General features: G+C 33.1%; 19 protein-coding genes. 5 read left to right on the forward strand and 14 right to left on the reverse strand.

Features of this window, described 5'->3' with window-relative positions:
- Positions 1 to 32: 32 nt before the first annotated feature.
- The 9 genes from ACZ0AH_RS11925 to ACZ0AH_RS11965 form a co-directional block, all read right to left on the reverse strand.
- Complete coding sequence (locus tag ACZ0AH_RS11925) at positions 33 to 401, reverse strand: hypothetical protein (protein WP_463476017.1); 369 nt, start codon at positions 399 to 401, stop codon at positions 33 to 35.
- A 303-nt stretch (positions 402 to 704) separates the two neighbouring features.
- On the reverse strand, positions 705 to 1,637 hold the full coding sequence (locus ACZ0AH_RS11930) for a transglutaminase (RefSeq protein WP_463476018.1): 933 nt from the start codon (positions 1,635 to 1,637) through the stop codon (positions 705 to 707).
- An 18-nt stretch (positions 1,638 to 1,655) separates the two neighbouring features.
- Complete coding sequence (locus ACZ0AH_RS11935) at positions 1,656 to 2,507, reverse strand: substrate-binding domain-containing protein (protein WP_463476019.1); 852 nt, start codon at positions 2,505 to 2,507, stop codon at positions 1,656 to 1,658.
- Between the two features lie 74 nt (positions 2,508 to 2,581).
- Positions 2,582 to 3,058 carry a DUF4265 domain-containing protein gene (locus ACZ0AH_RS11940; protein ID WP_463476020.1) on the reverse strand — a complete coding sequence of 159 codons (477 nt, stop codon included), beginning with the start codon at positions 3,056 to 3,058 and terminating at the stop codon, positions 2,582 to 2,584.
- A gap of 73 nt (positions 3,059 to 3,131) precedes the next feature.
- The gene (locus ACZ0AH_RS11945) at positions 3,132 to 3,524 is read right to left on the reverse strand and encodes a VOC family protein (RefSeq protein WP_463476021.1); all 393 of its coding nucleotides are present in this window, start codon (positions 3,522 to 3,524) and stop codon (positions 3,132 to 3,134) included.
- Between the two features lie 4 nt (positions 3,525 to 3,528).
- A complete protein-coding gene (locus ACZ0AH_RS11950) occupies positions 3,529 to 3,969 on the reverse strand; it encodes a DinB family protein (RefSeq protein ID WP_463476022.1) in 441 nt (146 codons plus the stop codon).
- A gap of 89 nt (positions 3,970 to 4,058) precedes the next feature.
- Positions 4,059 to 4,928 carry a nucleoside phosphorylase gene (locus tag ACZ0AH_RS11955; protein ID WP_463476023.1) on the reverse strand — a complete coding sequence of 290 codons (870 nt, stop codon included), beginning with the start codon at positions 4,926 to 4,928 and terminating at the stop codon, positions 4,059 to 4,061.
- Between the two features lie 94 nt (positions 4,929 to 5,022).
- Positions 5,023 to 5,355, reverse strand: coding sequence for a translation initiation factor (locus ACZ0AH_RS11960; protein ID WP_463476024.1), 333 nt, complete (start codon positions 5,353 to 5,355; stop codon positions 5,023 to 5,025).
- Between the two features lie 102 nt (positions 5,356 to 5,457).
- Complete coding sequence (locus tag ACZ0AH_RS11965) at positions 5,458 to 6,408, reverse strand: isopenicillin N synthase family dioxygenase (RefSeq protein ID WP_463476025.1); 951 nt, start codon at positions 6,406 to 6,408, stop codon at positions 5,458 to 5,460.
- A 372-nt stretch (positions 6,409 to 6,780) separates the two neighbouring features.
- Here ACZ0AH_RS11965 and ACZ0AH_RS11970 point away from each other — a divergent pair, with 372 nt between their 5' ends.
- Positions 6,781 to 8,757 carry an alpha-ketoacid dehydrogenase subunit alpha/beta gene (locus ACZ0AH_RS11970; protein ID WP_463476026.1) on the forward strand — a complete coding sequence of 659 codons (1,977 nt, stop codon included), beginning with the start codon at positions 6,781 to 6,783 and terminating at the stop codon, positions 8,755 to 8,757.
- 97 nt (positions 8,758 to 8,854) lie between these two features.
- Here ACZ0AH_RS11970 and ACZ0AH_RS11975 read toward each other — a convergent pair whose 3' ends face one another.
- From ACZ0AH_RS11975 to ACZ0AH_RS11985, 3 genes are all read right to left on the reverse strand, one after another.
- Positions 8,855 to 9,826 (reverse strand): quinone oxidoreductase family protein, encoded by a 972-nt coding sequence (locus ACZ0AH_RS11975; RefSeq protein ID WP_463476027.1) that lies wholly within the window; start codon positions 9,824 to 9,826, stop codon positions 8,855 to 8,857.
- Positions 9,827 to 9,972: 146 nt separating this feature from the next.
- Complete coding sequence (locus ACZ0AH_RS11980) at positions 9,973 to 10,545, reverse strand: Crp/Fnr family transcriptional regulator (RefSeq protein ID WP_463476028.1); 573 nt, start codon at positions 10,543 to 10,545, stop codon at positions 9,973 to 9,975.
- Between the two features lie 505 nt (positions 10,546 to 11,050).
- Positions 11,051 to 11,458: a glyoxalase gene (locus ACZ0AH_RS11985; protein WP_463476029.1), complete on the reverse strand. Its 408-nt coding sequence runs from the start codon at positions 11,456 to 11,458 to the stop codon at positions 11,051 to 11,053.
- Positions 11,459 to 11,592: 134 nt separating this feature from the next.
- Here ACZ0AH_RS11985 and ACZ0AH_RS11990 point away from each other — a divergent pair, with 134 nt between their 5' ends.
- Together ACZ0AH_RS11990 and ACZ0AH_RS11995 are read left to right on the forward strand one after the other, a co-directional pair.
- Positions 11,593 to 12,024, forward strand: coding sequence for a hypothetical protein (locus ACZ0AH_RS11990; protein ID WP_463476030.1), 432 nt, complete (start codon positions 11,593 to 11,595; stop codon positions 12,022 to 12,024).
- Positions 12,002 to 12,388, forward strand: a complete 387-nt coding sequence (locus ACZ0AH_RS11995; RefSeq protein ID WP_463476031.1) for a hypothetical protein — start codon at positions 12,002 to 12,004, stop codon at positions 12,386 to 12,388. Before ACZ0AH_RS11990 ends, ACZ0AH_RS11995 begins: the two co-directional genes overlap by 23 nt.
- A 128-nt stretch (positions 12,389 to 12,516) precedes the next feature.
- Here the strand turns inward: ACZ0AH_RS11995 and ACZ0AH_RS12000 are convergent, their stop codons facing one another.
- Both ACZ0AH_RS12000 and ACZ0AH_RS12005 read right to left on the reverse strand, forming a co-directional pair.
- Positions 12,517 to 13,773 carry a mechanosensitive ion channel family protein gene (locus ACZ0AH_RS12000; RefSeq protein WP_463476032.1) on the reverse strand — a complete coding sequence of 419 codons (1,257 nt, stop codon included), beginning with the start codon at positions 13,771 to 13,773 and terminating at the stop codon, positions 12,517 to 12,519.
- Complete coding sequence (locus tag ACZ0AH_RS12005) at positions 13,766 to 14,053, reverse strand: DUF3817 domain-containing protein (protein WP_463476033.1); 288 nt, start codon at positions 14,051 to 14,053, stop codon at positions 13,766 to 13,768. The genes ACZ0AH_RS12000 and ACZ0AH_RS12005 overlap by 8 nt, the downstream gene beginning before the upstream one ends.
- Positions 14,054 to 14,156: 103 nt before the next feature.
- Between ACZ0AH_RS12005 and ACZ0AH_RS12010 the strand changes: the two genes are divergently transcribed.
- Positions 14,157 to 14,690, forward strand: a complete 534-nt coding sequence (locus ACZ0AH_RS12010; protein ID WP_463476034.1) for a DUF6155 family protein — start codon at positions 14,157 to 14,159, stop codon at positions 14,688 to 14,690.
- A 108-nt stretch (positions 14,691 to 14,798) separates the two neighbouring features.
- Positions 14,799 to 16,340 (forward strand): DEAD/DEAH box helicase, encoded by a 1,542-nt coding sequence (locus ACZ0AH_RS12015; RefSeq protein WP_463476035.1) that lies wholly within the window; start codon positions 14,799 to 14,801, stop codon positions 16,338 to 16,340.
- Positions 16,341 to 16,441 lie beyond the last annotated feature (101 nt).

Here is a 16,441-nt window from a genome sequence, read left to right on the forward strand (position 1 = left end):
ATTTTTTGTAGTTCAATACAAGAACTTTTTGGTTATATTTTGCTGAGGGTTATTTTCATTTCCTTGCTGTCCAATACCAGTTGATCATCTGTAATAGTACTTTCACAAGGATATGGCGTGCCTGTTTCATCTTTAATTATTAAACTTTTTCCACCTTTTGTTAATGCATAAGTACCATCCGTTATTTCTCTCTGTAAATATCCAGTTACATGTCCGTCTTTTGTAAAGGTCAGATTACCCTGGCTCAGAATTGCGGTTTTTGCAGAATCCGAAAGAGGCATTTTAGCTTCTACAGCAGTAATTTTCCAGGAATTAACCAATTTATTTCTATTACTATTACATGAAATCATTAATACTGCTAATAATGCAATTCCGAAGATAAATAATTTAGATTTTTTCATGATTTTGTGATTAAGGTTAGACTACAGAAAATTACAAATTTTTTTCTAATTAAAAATCTAAAAATCAAATATTTATAAACTAAATAAAAGATTAAACTTACAAGAAGTAAAATCGCATAAACGGTAAGGTTTTTATTGAATATGGGGGAAAATTTAATCACAAAAAATATTCATCCGCGTTTAGATTGAAAATATGCGTTGTGTTAGACGCACTGCTGTACGCCTCTACGGAATATTTTTGGCTATTACAGAAACCTCAGAATCTTAGCATCTTGCAACTTAGAGTCTTTGAATCTTAGACCCTTAGTTAAGCGTTAACGCCCCCAGAATCTCCTCATACATAAAAGGTCCGCCGGGATATTTGGCGGTATAATCGAGATTCATCCAAACCTGGCCGCGTTCATCGATATGATAATGGATTTTTTTCTTGTAGCTTTCTTTTACAAAAAGAACATTTTTAATTAGATAATTAACCTTTTCTAAGTCGATTAAAGAACCAATTAGTATTTCAGGGTAAATATGTCCTTTTGTATGAATTAATCTCGGAGTTCCGCCAATAGAGCGAATTGCGGCGGCCATTAAGATAGAATGATCGTCGCAATCGCCGGAAAAATATGCTAATGATTCGCTTGCTGTTGCAATATAATCACCTTCTTTTGGGTCGTTTACATAATTCCAGCGGCTGTTAATCTCTTTAAAAACAGCAAAACACTGAATCGTAGTCCTGTAATCTGAATATCCTTTTATGCCTTTAAAATGCTTTGTCGTAGCCATAATAGCAAAATTCCGAACCTTTGGATTTTGATATTCTATAGCGTTGATAATCTTAGATTTATTTGGAAACGGAAGCAGTTTTGCCACAATAATATCTTGCGGAAAAGGATTGTCTGACATTGTATAAATCATCGAATTATAATCTTCAGAAATCTCGCTGAAACCATAATTACCAATAACACTTCCGTAAACCAAAACCAATATATAAACGGCTACACATAAAATAATTATGGTTCGCAATAACATTAAAAGAAAAAAAATAGCGGCAAAAACAAATAAAAAGATAAATACACGATCTAAATTAAAAGGCCATTCGAGATCGATTAAATTTTGATGCAGAATGATAAAAATCGGAATTGTAATTAAAAGACTCAACAGCATAATAATCACCCTATCCCAAGGTGATTTCACCTGTAATTTGGATTTTAATTGCGGAAAGTCAATTTTAGGGAATTTTATCATAAGAATCAAAAGCAGTATTTACAGCGCTTTTACAGTTTCTACAAAAGTACTTTTTTTCTCAATAATTCCGAGATCAAATAATTGATTTTGAATTTTAATAAATGCTTTTTCACTCAAATGTTTTTGAGACCATTGCGTTAATTTTAACCAGTCCTGAATATCTTCGATTTTTTGGTTAAAAAGATCTGATAAAGTCTTATCAATATCCGGAATCTGAGCAAAATCATGTGTAGTTTTATTGATGATTTCCAGGATTTTCTCCACTGTTTTTGGGTTCTTTTTTAAAAATTCGTCACGAACCGTAATCACAAACGAAGGCCATGGAGTAGGGCAGTCGCCAACACGTCTGAAAATTCCCTGATCCACAAGAGGTTTAGTCATAAAACGTTCCCACATAAAATAATCTGCAGTTTCGTTTGTAAGGGCTTCAACAGCGCCATCAATTGTGTTTATAATTTCGAACTCCAGATTATCGGTTTCCCAGCCTTGTTCATGAGCATTAACATACGCCATTAATTGCGACCCTGAACCTAATCTTGAAATCGCTGCTTTTTTGTCTTTAAGATCTTTTACAGTCTGAAAATCCGATTTTGCAGCAACGTGAATTCCCCAAATTAAAGGAGATTGCACATAAATCTGAACAATTTTACTTGGGTTTCCGGCTACAATATCCTTCACAATTCCTTCGGTCAGGATAACAGCAATATCAGCTTCTCCGTCACGAAGCATCTGACACATTTTGCCTGTACCTTCAGGAATGTTTTTCCATTGCAAATCAATGTTTTCAGCTTCAAATTCGCCACTTTCAATGCAGAGATGCCATGGCAAATTGAAGTGTTCGGGAACACCTACAATTTTTACAGTTTTCATTATAGTTTAAGTTTAAGTTAAGTTTGGTATGCGTATTATAAGTTTGTTTGTTGTGTTTGTTTGTTGTGTTTGGTTTAATTTTTTAATAAATCAGTTCTGTGTTTGTCTGAAAGGCAAGGTTCTGCAAAATCTATTATCGAAAGATCTGCGTACTCATTTAAAATACTTTTTACAAGCGAATAATCAACATCTTTAACTACTTCAACAGCAAATAAAGTTTCGTTCAGACCCTCTGATAAACAGTTAATTAATTTTAATTTTTCCCTAATTATTTCTTTGTCAAAACCTTTTTCTAAAATTACAACCTGAAGAATTGAATTTCCAAAACTCTCTCTGGTTTCTCTATAAACTAAGCATTCTTCATCTTCATCATATTCAGCAAAGAAAATATCGTCTGTAGCGATCATAGGTCCGAAAAAGGGAATATTATCTAATTTAAAAAGCCCTTTTTCTAAATCTATAATTTCTGACCACATAGTTTCTACTACCGTATCTTCTAATAAATCACTGTAATATCTAAATAAGATTTTTTTGTGTGTATCTTGTTGCATTATTAAATTTTGTAATTATTTGAACTAGCTTAAAATTATCTAATTTTCAAATTGACTAATTATCTCATTAAACCTAATTAATCTCGTTTATTTCTGCTTTTAATGGCGATATAACAATACGATAACCATCCGGATCCAGAAACATTTTTCCGTTTTCATTCCAAAAAGGATTATTTGCAGTTATACTTGAGATATTATACTGTAAAAGCTTTTTTATTAAATCATTATAATCTGAAATTGTTTTTGGATAAAGCACAATTACATCATCTTCATCAAATGTATGATTTGCTTTTGCATTTGATTGTGTAAATTCAAAATGCCAGTCTAAACCCGATTTTCCAATAAAAATACCATCATAATTATTATGATTTTCAAAGCCGCCCAAACGTTCAAAACCCAGAATATCAATATAAAAATCTTCAATTTTCTCTAAATTATCTGTGTGTCTGGCAACTCTTAAAAACATAACTTTAAGATTTAATCTGGTTAATATGATGTTCTAAATGCTCCATATAATCTGTCATCAAAAACTTTAAATCAATTACAGATTCATCACTCAGAATAATTTTATAATCCAAAGCTTTTTCATCAACAGATTTCATGATTCTCAGGATTTGTTTGTTTACCGAAAACCATAATTGTGTCAATTCATCAATATCCATTTTCTGATATTGATTTAAATTTACTAAATCTATTTGATTATATGGTCTGTGATGATAAGGTTTTTCGAGATAATTTATTTCTGTAAACCGAACCAGATTATGAATCGCCGAATCGGCAAGATGGCCTAAAACCTCTTTTTTAGACCATTTTCCGGGTATTTTTGCCTCTAAAACTTCATTGTTTAGTGTTGGAAAATAAGTGACATTTTCGTTCAGTAATTTTTCAAATCTAAGAATAGCATTTTGCATAAATTATCTCTGTTTTTCAAATTAAGATCCAATACATTTAAGCGCAATATTTAAATTATCTAATTATCAAATTGACAAATTATCTAATTTCAATTTCCCGCCAGCTTATTTAATGTATACGTAATTAACTTGTCGACAGCTTTATAAGGATCTTCGCTAAAAGTTCCGGAAGCACGATTGGCAATAATTGCATTTAAGGATAAGGCATTATGTCCTAAAAGTGCCGAAAGTCCGTAAATAGCAGCCGTTTCCATTTCTAAATTTGTGATTCTGTTGTCATCAAAATTAAAATTATCCATTTTACTGTTTAATTCCTGATCCTGAATATTCAAACGCAAAACGCGGCCTTGCGGACCATAAAATCCTCCGGCTGTTGCAGTAATTCCTTTAAAGATTTGATCTGATTCTATTAGTTTCTCTAATTTTTCAGAACACGGAATCGCATACGGTTTTCCTTTTCTGATATCCCAATTTGTGTGCGTAACAAAAGCATCTTCGATAGCCGCATTCGAAACTTCATCGATCAAATAGGAGCGAAGCATATTGTCTAATCCAAGTCCGAATTTTGATAGTACAAAACTATCCACAGGAATATCTGCCTGAAGCGAACCCGAAGTCCCAATTCTGATAATATTCAAAGAAGTCAGGTTTTCTTTTGGCAAACGGGTTTCTAAATCAATGTTTACCAAAGCATCTAATTCATTCAAAACAATATCAATATTATCAGGACCAATTCCTGTTGACATTACAGATATTCTTTTGCCTTTATAAATTCCGGTTTGGGTTTTAAATTCTCTTTTTTGGGTTGAATATTCAATAGAATCAAAAAACTGTGTAATTTTTTCGACTCTGTTCTGATCTCCAACAAAAATTATATCGTGCGCTGTATGTTCAGGACGAAGGTTTAAGTGGTAAACACTTCCGTCCGGATTTAGTATTAATTCTGAGTTTTGTATCATTTTTTTGAGGTACTAAGTTACTGAGTGGCTAAGGTTCTAAGTTTTTTTACTTCACGAACAACTTGAAATTTGAAACATGAAACTAAAAAACATTTCACCCTCCCACACGTTTCGTTTTAAATCCCTTTGCTTTAAGGATTTCCATAATTTTATCACGATAATCGCCTTGAATAATGATCGAATCGTCCTTAAAAGTTCCGCCAACGCTGAGTTTTGTTTTAATTTCCTTGGCCAGAATTTTAAAATCTTCGTCAGATCCTTCGTAACCTTCAATTATAGTTGTTGCTTTTCCTTTTCTTTTTTCGAATTTGCAAATCATGGGCTCTTTTTGAACATACAGCACATGATCTTGTTCCTGAACTTCTTCAGGCTCATTTGATTCGACATGATCCGGAAATAAATTTTTTAGTTGATCTTGTAAATCCATATTTTATAAAAATTCCAAATTTATAGTTTGTAAAAATTAAATTCCAAATCCCAATTGGTAGTTTGGAATTTGGAATTTAAAAAAAATTGAGATTTAAAAAGTTTACTTTTTGATTAAACCTAAATCTACTAAACGCTCGTATAAATAATCTCCGGCGGTAATATCCTCAAATTTCTTAGGATGTTCAGCATCAATACAGTTTTCAAGACAATCCAGACGCATATCGCTTACAGGATGCATGAAAAACGGAATTGAATAACGTGAAGTTCCCCATAATTCCCTTGGTGGATTGACCACTTGATGAATCGTTGATTTCAGTTTATTATTCGTGTGTCTTGATAACATATCACCCACATTAATCACCAATTCATCATCTTCTGCAATGGCATCAATCCATTGACCGTCATGATTTTGAACCTGTAATCCTTTACCTTGCGCACCCATTAAAAGTGTAATCAGGTTAATATCGCCGTGAGCTGCTGCGCGAATTGCGTTTTCTGGCTCAGAAGTAATTGGCGGATAGTGAATTGGTCTTAAAATTGAGTTTCCTTCTTTTGCATATTGGTCAAAATAAAACTCATCTAAACCTAAATGCAAAGCAAGAGCTCTTAATACATAAACGCCTGTTTTTTCAAGCATTTGATACGCCTCTTTACCTACAATATTAAATCGGGGTAATTCTTTCACTTCAACATTATCCGGATATTCTGAAGCGTATTTTGAATCTTTGTCAACATATTGACCAAAATGCCAAAACTCTTTCAAATCGCCTTCTTTACGGCCTTTAGCATGTTCTTTTCCAAAAGAAACATAACCTCTTTGTCCGCCAATACCAGGAATTTCATAATTATGCTTAGTTTCTATTGGCAAAGCGAAAAATTTTCTAATCTCGCCATAAAGTTCGTCTACCAGCTGATCATCAAGAAAATGACCTTTTAGGGCTACGAAGCCAATGTTTTCAAATGCACTGCCGATTTCATTTACAAATTTTTGTTTACGTTTCGGGTCGTCCGAAAGGAAATCACGTAAGTCTACACTAGGAATGTTTTGCATACTTTACATTTTTTGTTTTAAAGAAGAAAGATCTTGTAAACCTTTCTATAACAAAGGTAGATAATATTTTAGATTTGAATTTTAAAATTTACCATAAAATTTACTTTTTAATTCATTTTTTGACTCAAATAATGGAGTATAATTTTTAATTATGCTAAAACTTAACAATTGTGTTTTGTAATTAAAATAATACAAATTTTGTTTTCGGATAAAAATTTCCTCGTTATCTTTGCTTCTGTTTTTTTAAAATTAAAAGAGTACGATTATTTTTTTATTTTTATTACGGAGAACAAATAACAATCAATAATTATTTAACAAATAATGTTAAAATTGTTATATTTTTATATATTTGAACAATAAAACATTAGTCCGATGATCTTTTACAGACAAAACCTTACCAATTCTCAATTACTGGATTTATATAAAAAAATATTGAAACCCCGATTAATCGAAGAGAAGATGCTGATCTTAATTCGACAGGGAAAAGTATCAAAATGGTTCTCCGGAATAGGGCAGGAAGCTATATCCGTGGGCGTTGCAGCGGCTTTGAACGATTCGGAATACATATTGCCCATGCACCGGAATTTAGGTGTATTTACCTCCAGAAATATCCCTTTGCACCGATTATTTTCGCAATGGCAGGGAAAAGCAAACGGGTTTACAAAAGGCCGGGATCGTAGTTTTCACTTTGGAACCCAGGAATACAATATTATTGGAATGATTTCGCATCTTGGCCCGCAATTAGGGATCGCAGACGGAATTGCATTGGCTGATAAACTTCAAAAAAATAAAAAAGTTACCGCCGTTTTCACCGGAGAAGGGGCAACCAGCGAAGGCGATTTTCACGAAGCTTTGAATATAGCTGCTGTCTGGAAATTACCGGTAATGTTTATCATCGAAAATAATGGTTACGGACTTTCGACACCAACAAATGAACAATATGCCTGCGAAAACCTTGCTGATAAAGGTTTTGGTTACGGCATTGACAGTTATATTATTGACGGAAATAATATTGTAGAAGTTTACAATAAATTAATGCAATTAAAAGCACATATGCAGGAAGATCCGCATCCGGTTTTATTAGAATTTAAAACTTTTAGAATGCGCGGTCATGAGGAGGCGAGTGGTACAAAATATGTTCCGGATGAGCTTATGAAAATGTGGGCAATAAAAGATCCTGTTGATAATTACAGAATGTTTTTGCTGGATGAAGGTGTTCTTACCGAAGAATATGATGCTGCTTTAAGAAATGAAATAAAACAGGAAATTGAGGAAAATTTAGCAATCGCAAATGCTGAACCTGAAATTATTCCGACTTATAGCGGAGAATTAGACGATATCTACAAACCATTTCAATATCAAGAAGTTAATCATTCAGAAGAATCTAAAAACATTCGTTTTATAGATGCCATCAGAAATAGTTTAGACCAATCTATGCAGCGCCATCAAAATCTGATCATAATGGGTCAGGATATTGCTGAATATGGAGGCGCTTTTAAAATAACAGAAGGATTTGTTGAGACGTTTGGAAAAGAACGCGTTCGGAATACGCCAATTTGCGAAAGTGCCGTAGTTTCGACCGCAATGGGATTATCAATCAACGGATATAAAGCAATTGTCGAAATGCAATTTGCTGATTTTGTTTCTACAGGTTTTAACCCAATCGTAAATTTATTAGCCAAATCGCACTATCGCTGGGGTGAAAAAGCCGATGTTGTGGTGAGAATGCCTTGCGGTGGCGGAACTCAGGCAGGACCATTTCATTCACAAACAAATGAAGCTTGGTTTACCAAAACCCCAGGTTTAAAAGTAGTTTATCCGGCATTTCCGTATGATGCAAAAGGTTTATTAAATACTTCGATAAACGACCCGAATCCGGTTTTGTTTTTTGAACATAAACAATTATACAGAAGCGTTTATCAAGATGTTCCTGTAGATTACTATACCATTCCGTTAGGAAAAGCTGCTTTATTAAAAGAAGGAAAATCAATTACCATTATTGCTTTTGGAGCTCCGGTTCACTGGGCTTTAGAAACTTTGGCCAATAATCCTGAAATAGAAGCCGATTTGATCGATTTAAGAACGTTGCAGCCTCTTGATACCGAAACTATTTTCGCATCGGTTAAAAAGACCGGAAAAGTTATTATATATCAGGAAGACACGATGTTTGGCGGAATTGCCAGCGATATTTCGGCATTGATTATGGAAGAATGTTTTCAATATCTGGATGCTCCGGTAAGAAGGGTCGCCAGTTTAGATTCTCCAATTCCGTTTACAAAAGCGCTGGAAGATCAGTTTTTACCAAAAAATCGTTTTGAGCAAGTTTTACTTGAGTTATTAAGATACTAAAATTCTAAGTTGCTAAGATTCTGAGATGCTAAGGTTTTGATCTGCTTAAGTTTTAAAAACTTAGAACCTTAGAATCTCAGAGTCTTAGCAACTTTTTTTAAATAACAACAACCAGCCTTTTCCCATCATTATTTTCTGCATTCCATATTTTCTCTATATCAACCAAACTTACTTCTTCAATATTTACTTTCAATTTACCTTGGGCAGCCAGAAGAAACATTTCAGGAAGAATTTCCGAGAACAATAATTTCACTTCCTCTTTTGACCAGCTTCCTAAACCTGAACCGGAGATTTGAAGATCTACACTTCGCAAAATCCCAGCTGACAACTGAATAGCATCGCCGGCCATTCCGCCAATATTGACGTAGCGAACTTTATTCGTGAAAGAACCATTTCCTTTTAATGCCGTAAGAATTAATTCTGCAGGATGTCCCCACAAATAATCCAAAATCACATCTATAGGCGTATTTTGCTGAATTTCTTTAATTTGATTGATAATCGCTTCATCATTTTGCTTAAGCTGAATAACTTCGTCAGCACCTAAATCTAAAAGGGTTTGAAATGTTTTTTCATTTCTTCCGGTCACAATTATTTTTTTTGCTCCGTAATGTTTCGCAATCTGAATTGCCATTTGTCCAGTAAATCCGCTCGCGCCGTTTATCAACACCGTTTCTTCCGGTTTTATTTCTGCCCTGAATTTAAGCGCCATTGCAGAACCTGCAACCGCATTAGGCATGGCTGCTGCGATGGCATCGCTGATTCCGTCTGGCAAGGGTACCAATATATTTTTATCGATAATCGTTTTCTCGGCCATTGTACCAACAATTCCGCGAGCATAAACTCTTGTTCCGTTTTCGAGTAAACCTATAGCATCACTGCCAACCACAAATCCGTTTTCGTTATGGTTTTGTGATGAATAATGTTTTCCGCTGGCTTTTCCCTTATCTAAATTTGTGATCGCTACGGCTTTTACAGAAATTAAGATTTGGTTTTCATTTTGTGGAATTGGTTCTGCAAATTCCGCATATTTTGGCATTTCGCCTTTTTTATAAACTACTGCTGCTTTCATAATTATTAAATTTTATAAAGCAAAATTAGACTGGATTTTATGGGCAGACGATAACATTTGTTATCAAATTTTTAAACCATATAGTCATATAAGTTTATTTAGGCTAGACTTATAATTTCTTATATAACTTATATGGTAAAATTGGTTTATTTCTGCAATAATTTGCTTTTAATTCGGCTTAAATGAACGGTGCTTATGCCAAGATAAGATGCTATATAATGCTGCGGAACCCGCTGAACGATTTGAGGTCTTTCTTGAATTAAATTAAGATAACGCTGAGTAGGAGAGTCTTTTATAAAAGAAACAAAATATTTCATATAATCAAATGTTCGCTCAAAAAGCATATTGATTAATCGATCTCTTAACGCCGGGATTTCTTTAATTTCTTCAAGAATTTTATCCAGATCATTTTTATGAATCCACCACAAAACAGCAGGTTCAATGGTTTCAACAACAACCGGACTTGGCAATTTTTTCATGAAACTTTCGATGGAAGCTACACTTTGATTTTCGAAAAAAAACTGAGTTGTTAAATCTTTTCCGTTATTATTAAACCAAACCCTGACACAGCCTTTTTCGATTATAAAAAGCTTTTTTGAAACTTCCCCTTCTTCTAAAAGGATTGTTTTTGCAGGAACTTCAATACGATTGAAATGGTTGGTGTATTCAACCCATTTCTCATCTGTTAAGGGAAATTTATTTCGGAATTGGTTAAACATATATTACTTTAAATAAAATTTATTATACTGAATTGGAGTTATATCCAGTTCTAGTTGATAAAATATGAATAATTATATCGTTTAGAAGTTCTACTTTTTCAACATCTATTTTTAAAGACAGTTTTTGCGAGGAACTCCAGAATTTCTGTTTTACATCAGCAATTTTACTTCCTTCTAAAAAATAAGAAAAATTAGTATTAAAAGAAAAATGATTCGAAGGAGTTCTCCTTAAAATTTTATTAGAATCAGATATATAAATTCCAGTAATTTCATTTATACCTTTTATCTTGTCTTTATTTTGAAATAAAATTTCATACTTCGAAGAACTGAAGGGAGGTTCATAACTTTGAAGTTCTAAAATAAGATCATCATTAGAATCAAAAATTTCAACTAAATTCTTTTTTAACCAATTAAATTTAATTGTTGAATAAAAAATAATTCACCATTTTTGTAAGCGTATAAACTTTGCTTTTTATTCTCTAGAATTCTATTTCCATTTAAAAATCTAATTCGAATTCGACTCCAATTCAAACAACTGCACCTGACTTTTCAATCTATCAATCAATAAATTCATCATTCTTTTGTTTAAACTTGATGAATTTTGAATATAGGTATCGTATTCTTCAATTGTAAAAAGCGCCATAACGATTCCTTTTAGGGAATTTCGGAATTTAATATCTTTCTGAATGGAATTTTCGATGGTCTGAATTTTCTTTTCAACGGTATACGAATAGAAATCGGCTTTGTTTTTATTTACATAGTTAATGAAAACTGCAATAAATAAATCATTTTGAAGTTTTAAAATAGGCCTGATTGTCTGGTTTTGGAACAGCTCATCGGCTGAAGACTGAGCACTTACGGTTCCTAAAGTTTCGCCTCTGAATTCTTTTAAAAAAGTGTCTCTATCTGCCATGTTTTTTCTTTAAATTTAAAAAAAAATAAAACACAAAATACATTATAAATAAATTTCACCATATAAGTAATGTAAGCAAATATAAGTTTGACTTAAATGAATTTATATCACTTATAGGGTTAAAACAATATCAAATGCTTAAAAATTTTATACTGATTTCTTTATTGTTCGTTTTTCTGATTTCCTGTAATTCAAAAGATAATAAAAGCGATTATAACACGGCTTTTTATCGTGCTGTTCATAATCAGGATACCGCCATTTTAGACATAAAAATAAACGATAAACGCTTTTACGGCCGTTATGAAATATCGTATTATAAAACAGGAAAAGATTCCGGTGATGTACGCGGCGATATTAAAGGCGACACTTTAAGAGGTGATTTTCATTATATTTCTAACGGAGGAAGCTGGAAAAGAATTCCGATTGCATTACTAAAAAAAGAAAACAAACTGTTTTTGGGAAAAGGGGTAATAGGAACTTATTTTAATCTTCCGCTTTTTATGCCGGAAGTTCCTATTGAATACAATAATTCAGAATTTGTTTTTGAAAAGGTGGAGGGGAAATAGTTTCAGGTTTCAGGTTTCAGGTTTCAGGTTTCAGGTTTCAGGTTTCAGGTTTCAGGTTTCAAGTTCAGGTTTCAGGTTTCAGGTTTCAGGTTTCAGGTTTCAGGTTTCAGGTTCAGGTTTCAGGTTTCAGGTTTCAGGTTTCAGGTTTCAGGTTTCAGGTTTCAGGTTTCAGGTTTCAGGTTTCAGGTTTCAGGTTTCAGGTTTCAGGTTTCAGGTTTCAGGTTTCAGGTTTCAGGTTTCAGGTTTCAGGTTTCAGGTTTCAGGTTTCAGGTTTCAGGTTTCAGGTTTCAGGTTTCAGGTTTCAGGTTTCAGGTTTCAGGTTTCAGGTTTCAGGTTTCAGGTTTCAGGTTTCAGGTTTGTGTGAACTTTGTCAAAGTTTAAAACTTTGACAAAGTTGTCGGGAACGATTTAGAGCCTGAATTCGCTATCGTTTTGTCACTTGAAACTAAAAAAAACCTGAAACGTGAAACAAATTTTCAAAACAAAAAACTCTTAATCAAATCTTCCAATCTTCGAAGGAAGTTCAAAAATTTCAAGATCAAAATATTGTACGGACGCCATTACGTGATCAAAAATATCGGCCATAATATATTCGTAGTTTGCCCAGCGTTTGTCGCTCGAAAATGCATAAATTTCTAACGGAACCCCGTGCGCGGTCGATTGTAACTGGCGGCACATTATGTGCATATCTTTATTAAGTCCGGGATGTGTTACTAAATATTGTATGATATATTTTCTGAACAAACCTAAATTGGTCATATTTCTACCGTTCAGTGCCAGGGTTTTATCAATTCCGCGTAAAGCGTTGTATTTTTCAATTTCTAATTGTCTGGTTTCGATATAAGACGAAAGAAGCTGTACTTTTTTCATCTGATTTAAATCTTCATTATTCAAAAAACGAATGCTGCTGCTTTTTATCAAAACGTGCCTTTTAATACGTCTTCCGTCAGATTTTTGCATCCCGCGCCAGTTTTGGAACGAATCTGAACTCAGAGCATAGGTTGGAATCGTGGTTATCGTATTATCAAAATTTCGAACTTTTACGGTCGTTAAATTAATTTCGATTACATCGCCGTCAGCGCCAAATTTATCCATCGTAATCCAGTCGCCAATACGAACCATATCATTTATCGCAACCTGAACGCTGGATACAAATCCGAGAATAGTATCTCTGAAAATCAAGATAATAATTGCCGAAAGTGTTCCTAAAATCGTCAGTAATTCGCCTTGTTTGATTCCGAATAATTTCGAAATAATAATTACGATCCCGAAAACCCAAAGCACAATCATGATAACCTGAATAAAACTATCGATAGGTTTATCGCTGTATTCCGGTTTCTGTTTGAGATAATCGCGTAAGGAATTAAAAATGGTTCGGATGATCCATAAACTAATCAGAACAATATAAACACCAACGATTTTTCCGAAGACTAATTCCCAATATTCATATCTGTCCAATATAATAGGAACGGCTTTATAAATAAAGAAAAACGGAATTAAATACGCTGTGTATTTGGTTGTTTTATTGTGAACTAAATAATCATCGAACTTGGTTTTTGTTTTTTGTGCAAAAACAGCCATTAAGGTTACCAAAACAAACTTTGCTACATAATAAATAGCATAAGCCAAAGCCACCATAATGGCAATATTAAAAATCAGGCTAATATAAGACGCAAAGTTGCGACTCATGCCCCAATCTCTAAAAAGAGGGTATAAGAAATTAAATATTTTATCCAAAAGCTTATGCATTATTTTCTAAATATTTTTTCTCGATATAAAAAGTTCCAAACGGAATAAGTGAAGCAATCTGAATGATTCCGAAAGTTTTTAAATCCCAATTTTGAGGTTTTCTAAGTAAAAATGCCAATAGAACGTAACCAATAAATAATACACCATGCGTCATTCCTAAAGGGCGTAATAAGGTATGATAAAGTTCAGGATTGTTGGTTTTAATAAAAAGCATATTAGTAAATAATACTAAATAAGAGATTCCTTCTAAAATTGCGGTAACTTTGAAAATCTTGAGCATGTATATATTTTTTGAGTTTATACAAGCAAAATTAAGTATTATGGTTGGTTTTTGAGGCATGAATCAGGAAACTAATTTACTTTTGTAATCTTAAACTTTGATAATGAGTAAGCGCGATTTAAAAAAATATTTAGCCGAATTAAATAAGGAACAACTTGAAGAACAAATTATCGAGCTGTACGAGAAATTTAGTCCTGTAAAAGTCTATTATGATTTTGCTTTTAATCCCAAAGAAGATAAACTTTTGCAGGAATGCAAGACGAAGATTTCGCATGAATATTTTCCGATAAAGAAACCAAATGCAAAATGGCGGCCAAAAGCAAAAATGCGCCGTTCTGTAGCTCAAAAATATATTAAGCATTTTATTTCGCTTGGAGTTGATCCTTTTGTTATAGCAGATGTCATGTTGTATAATATTGAAATTGCACAAACATTTTCGGCTTCGAATTTCATAAAGCAGGAATTATTTTACAAAAGTATGCTTAATTCTTTTGAACAAGCTGTAAATTTTGTCATTTCGAACGGAATTTTAAATGAATTTAAAGAAAGAATTTTGGCTATTCAAGAGCAAACCGTTAAACAAAAATGGAAAAATAAGTACGAATTTGAAGCAATTTCGGACAAAATTGACTTCTAGAACTATTTCTCATAAAAAATCTTATTTAAAAAAATCATTTATTTTAAGTTAAAATAAGATGAATAACTGTTTTTTAGGTGTATTTTTGCAAAAATCCAAAAATTAACAATGTCTCAAAACACTTTAGAAATAGAAAGAGAAGAGAAAAAAGAACTTTATGCATACCAAAAAGGCGATATTGACGCCATTTTTGAACGTTTAGACAATGCTCCTTCGAAACATCATTTATTGTATCAATTGCCTACAGGTGGCGGAAAAACAGTTATTTTTTCTGAAATCGTTCGCCGTTATTTAGCCAATAATGATAAAAAAGTGGTGGTTTTAACGCACCGTATCGAACTTTGCAAACAAACTTCGAAAATGCTAAAAGGGTTTGGCGTTTCTAACAAAATCATTAATAGTAAAGTAAAAGAATTACCGGACCAGAACGATTATTCTTGTTTTGTGGCGATGGTTGAGACTTTGAAAAACCGTATCAATGACGAGAAATTACATCTTGACAACATTGGTTTGGTTATTATTGATGAGGCGCATTATAATTCATTCAGAAAATTATTAAACTCATTCAAAAATGCTTTTATTCTTGGAGTAACGGCGACACCTTTGAGTTCGAATATAAAATTACCAATGCACCAGAGTTACGATGAACTTATTGTGGGAGACACCATTAGTTCGTTGATTGACAAAGGTTTCCTTGCCAAAGCAACAACTTATAGCTATGATGTGGGATTAACATCATTAAAAGTGGGTATTAACGGAGATTATACCGTAAAATCATCTGATGATCTGTATACCAATACTTTGATGCAGGAAAAACTTCTCCATGCTTATACAGAACGTTCTTTGGGCAAAAAAACCCTGATTTTCAATAACGGTATTCATACTTCATTATATGTATATGAAACTTTTAGAGAAGCCGGTTACGACATCAGACACCTTGATAACACAAGCAGTTCTGAAGAGCGTAAGGATATTTTGGCCTGGTTCAAAAAGACGCCGGATGCGATTTTAACATCTGTTGGAATTTTAACGACTGGTTTTGATGAGCCAACTGTTGAAACTATTATCTTAAACAGAGCGACAAAATCATTAACTTTATACTACCAAATGATTGGTCGTGGATCTCGTAAATTACCTGGTAAAGACGAGTTTACGGTTATCGATTTAGGAAATAATGCCGCACGTTTTGGTTTGTGGAGCGAGCCTGTAAACTGGCAGCATATCTTTAAATCACCTGAATTTTATTTGGAAAATCTTCGTGATGATACGGAAATCGAAATGTATTTTAAATACAGTATGCCGCCGGAATTACGAGCAAAATTCAGTAAAACGGCCGATGTAACTTTTGATGTGGATGAAGAACATAAACTAATCATCAAGCAAAATTTACGATCTAAAGTTGTATTAGACAAATCATTAGAACAACATGCCGCAATGTGTGTTGATAATACTGAAACTTTACAAGAAGCAAAATCATTAGGAAAAGAACTTGATGATGATATCGAATGCCGAATCAAACGTTACGCAAAATGTTTGAGCCAATGCAGTAAAAACTACCGCGAATGGCTGGTTGACGATTATAAACTAAAATTGGTACTGTTAATAGGTAAAAAGTATCGTGAAAAAATCATGAACGAACCTGATGAGTAGACATTTTTAGTTTCCTGCAAGGTTTTCAAAACCTTGTAGGTATAATTATTTGCTATCAATAAAAAACAAAATACCTGCAAGGTTTTGAAAACCTTGCAGAA

It is taken from the genome of Flavobacterium sp. AC105 (assembly GCF_979258495.1).

Excerpts from the sequence above, each read along its gene's own strand:
- ACZ0AH_RS11960 (WP_463476024.1), bottom strand. The coding sequence starts at position 5,355 with ATGGATTTACAAGATCAACTAAAAAATTTATTTCCGGATCATGTCGAA.
- ACZ0AH_RS12000 (WP_463476032.1), bottom strand. The coding sequence starts at position 13,773 with ATGCATAAGCTTTTGGATAAAATATTTAATTTCTTATACCCTCTTTTT.
- ACZ0AH_RS12005 (WP_463476033.1), bottom strand. The coding sequence starts at position 14,053 with ATGCTCAAGATTTTCAAAGTTACCGCAATTTTAGAAGGAATCTCTTAT.
- ACZ0AH_RS11955 (WP_463476023.1), bottom strand. The coding sequence starts at position 4,928 with ATGATACAAAACTCAGAATTAATACTAAATCCGGACGGAAGTGTTTAC.
- ACZ0AH_RS11935 (WP_463476019.1), bottom strand. The coding sequence starts at position 2,507 with ATGAAAACTGTAAAAATTGTAGGTGTTCCCGAACACTTCAATTTGCCA.
- ACZ0AH_RS11975 (WP_463476027.1), bottom strand. The coding sequence starts at position 9,826 with ATGAAAGCAGCAGTAGTTTATAAAAAAGGCGAAATGCCAAAATATGCG.
- ACZ0AH_RS11985 (WP_463476029.1), bottom strand. The coding sequence starts at position 11,458 with ATGGCAGATAGAGACACTTTTTTAAAAGAATTCAGAGGCGAAACTTTA.
- ACZ0AH_RS11945 (WP_463476021.1), bottom strand. The coding sequence starts at position 3,524 with ATGTTTTTAAGAGTTGCCAGACACACAGATAATTTAGAGAAAATTGAA.
- ACZ0AH_RS11925 (WP_463476017.1), bottom strand. The coding sequence starts at position 401 with ATGAAAAAATCTAAATTATTTATCTTCGGAATTGCATTATTAGCAGTA.
- ACZ0AH_RS12015 (WP_463476035.1), top strand. The coding sequence starts at position 14,799 with ATGTCTCAAAACACTTTAGAAATAGAAAGAGAAGAGAAAAAAGAACTT.
- ACZ0AH_RS11990 (WP_463476030.1), top strand. The coding sequence starts at position 11,593 with ATGCTTAAAAATTTTATACTGATTTCTTTATTGTTCGTTTTTCTGATT.
- ACZ0AH_RS11970 (WP_463476026.1), top strand. The coding sequence starts at position 6,781 with ATGATCTTTTACAGACAAAACCTTACCAATTCTCAATTACTGGATTTA.
- ACZ0AH_RS12010 (WP_463476034.1), top strand. The coding sequence starts at position 14,157 with ATGAGTAAGCGCGATTTAAAAAAATATTTAGCCGAATTAAATAAGGAA.
- ACZ0AH_RS11965 (WP_463476025.1), bottom strand. The coding sequence starts at position 6,408 with ATGCAAAACATTCCTAGTGTAGACTTACGTGATTTCCTTTCGGACGAC.
- ACZ0AH_RS11930 (WP_463476018.1), bottom strand. The coding sequence starts at position 1,637 with ATGATAAAATTCCCTAAAATTGACTTTCCGCAATTAAAATCCAAATTA.
- ACZ0AH_RS11980 (WP_463476028.1), bottom strand. The coding sequence starts at position 10,545 with ATGTTTAACCAATTCCGAAATAAATTTCCCTTAACAGATGAGAAATGG.
- ACZ0AH_RS11940 (WP_463476020.1), bottom strand. The coding sequence starts at position 3,058 with ATGCAACAAGATACACACAAAAAAATCTTATTTAGATATTACAGTGAT.
- ACZ0AH_RS11950 (WP_463476022.1), bottom strand. The coding sequence starts at position 3,969 with ATGCAAAATGCTATTCTTAGATTTGAAAAATTACTGAACGAAAATGTC.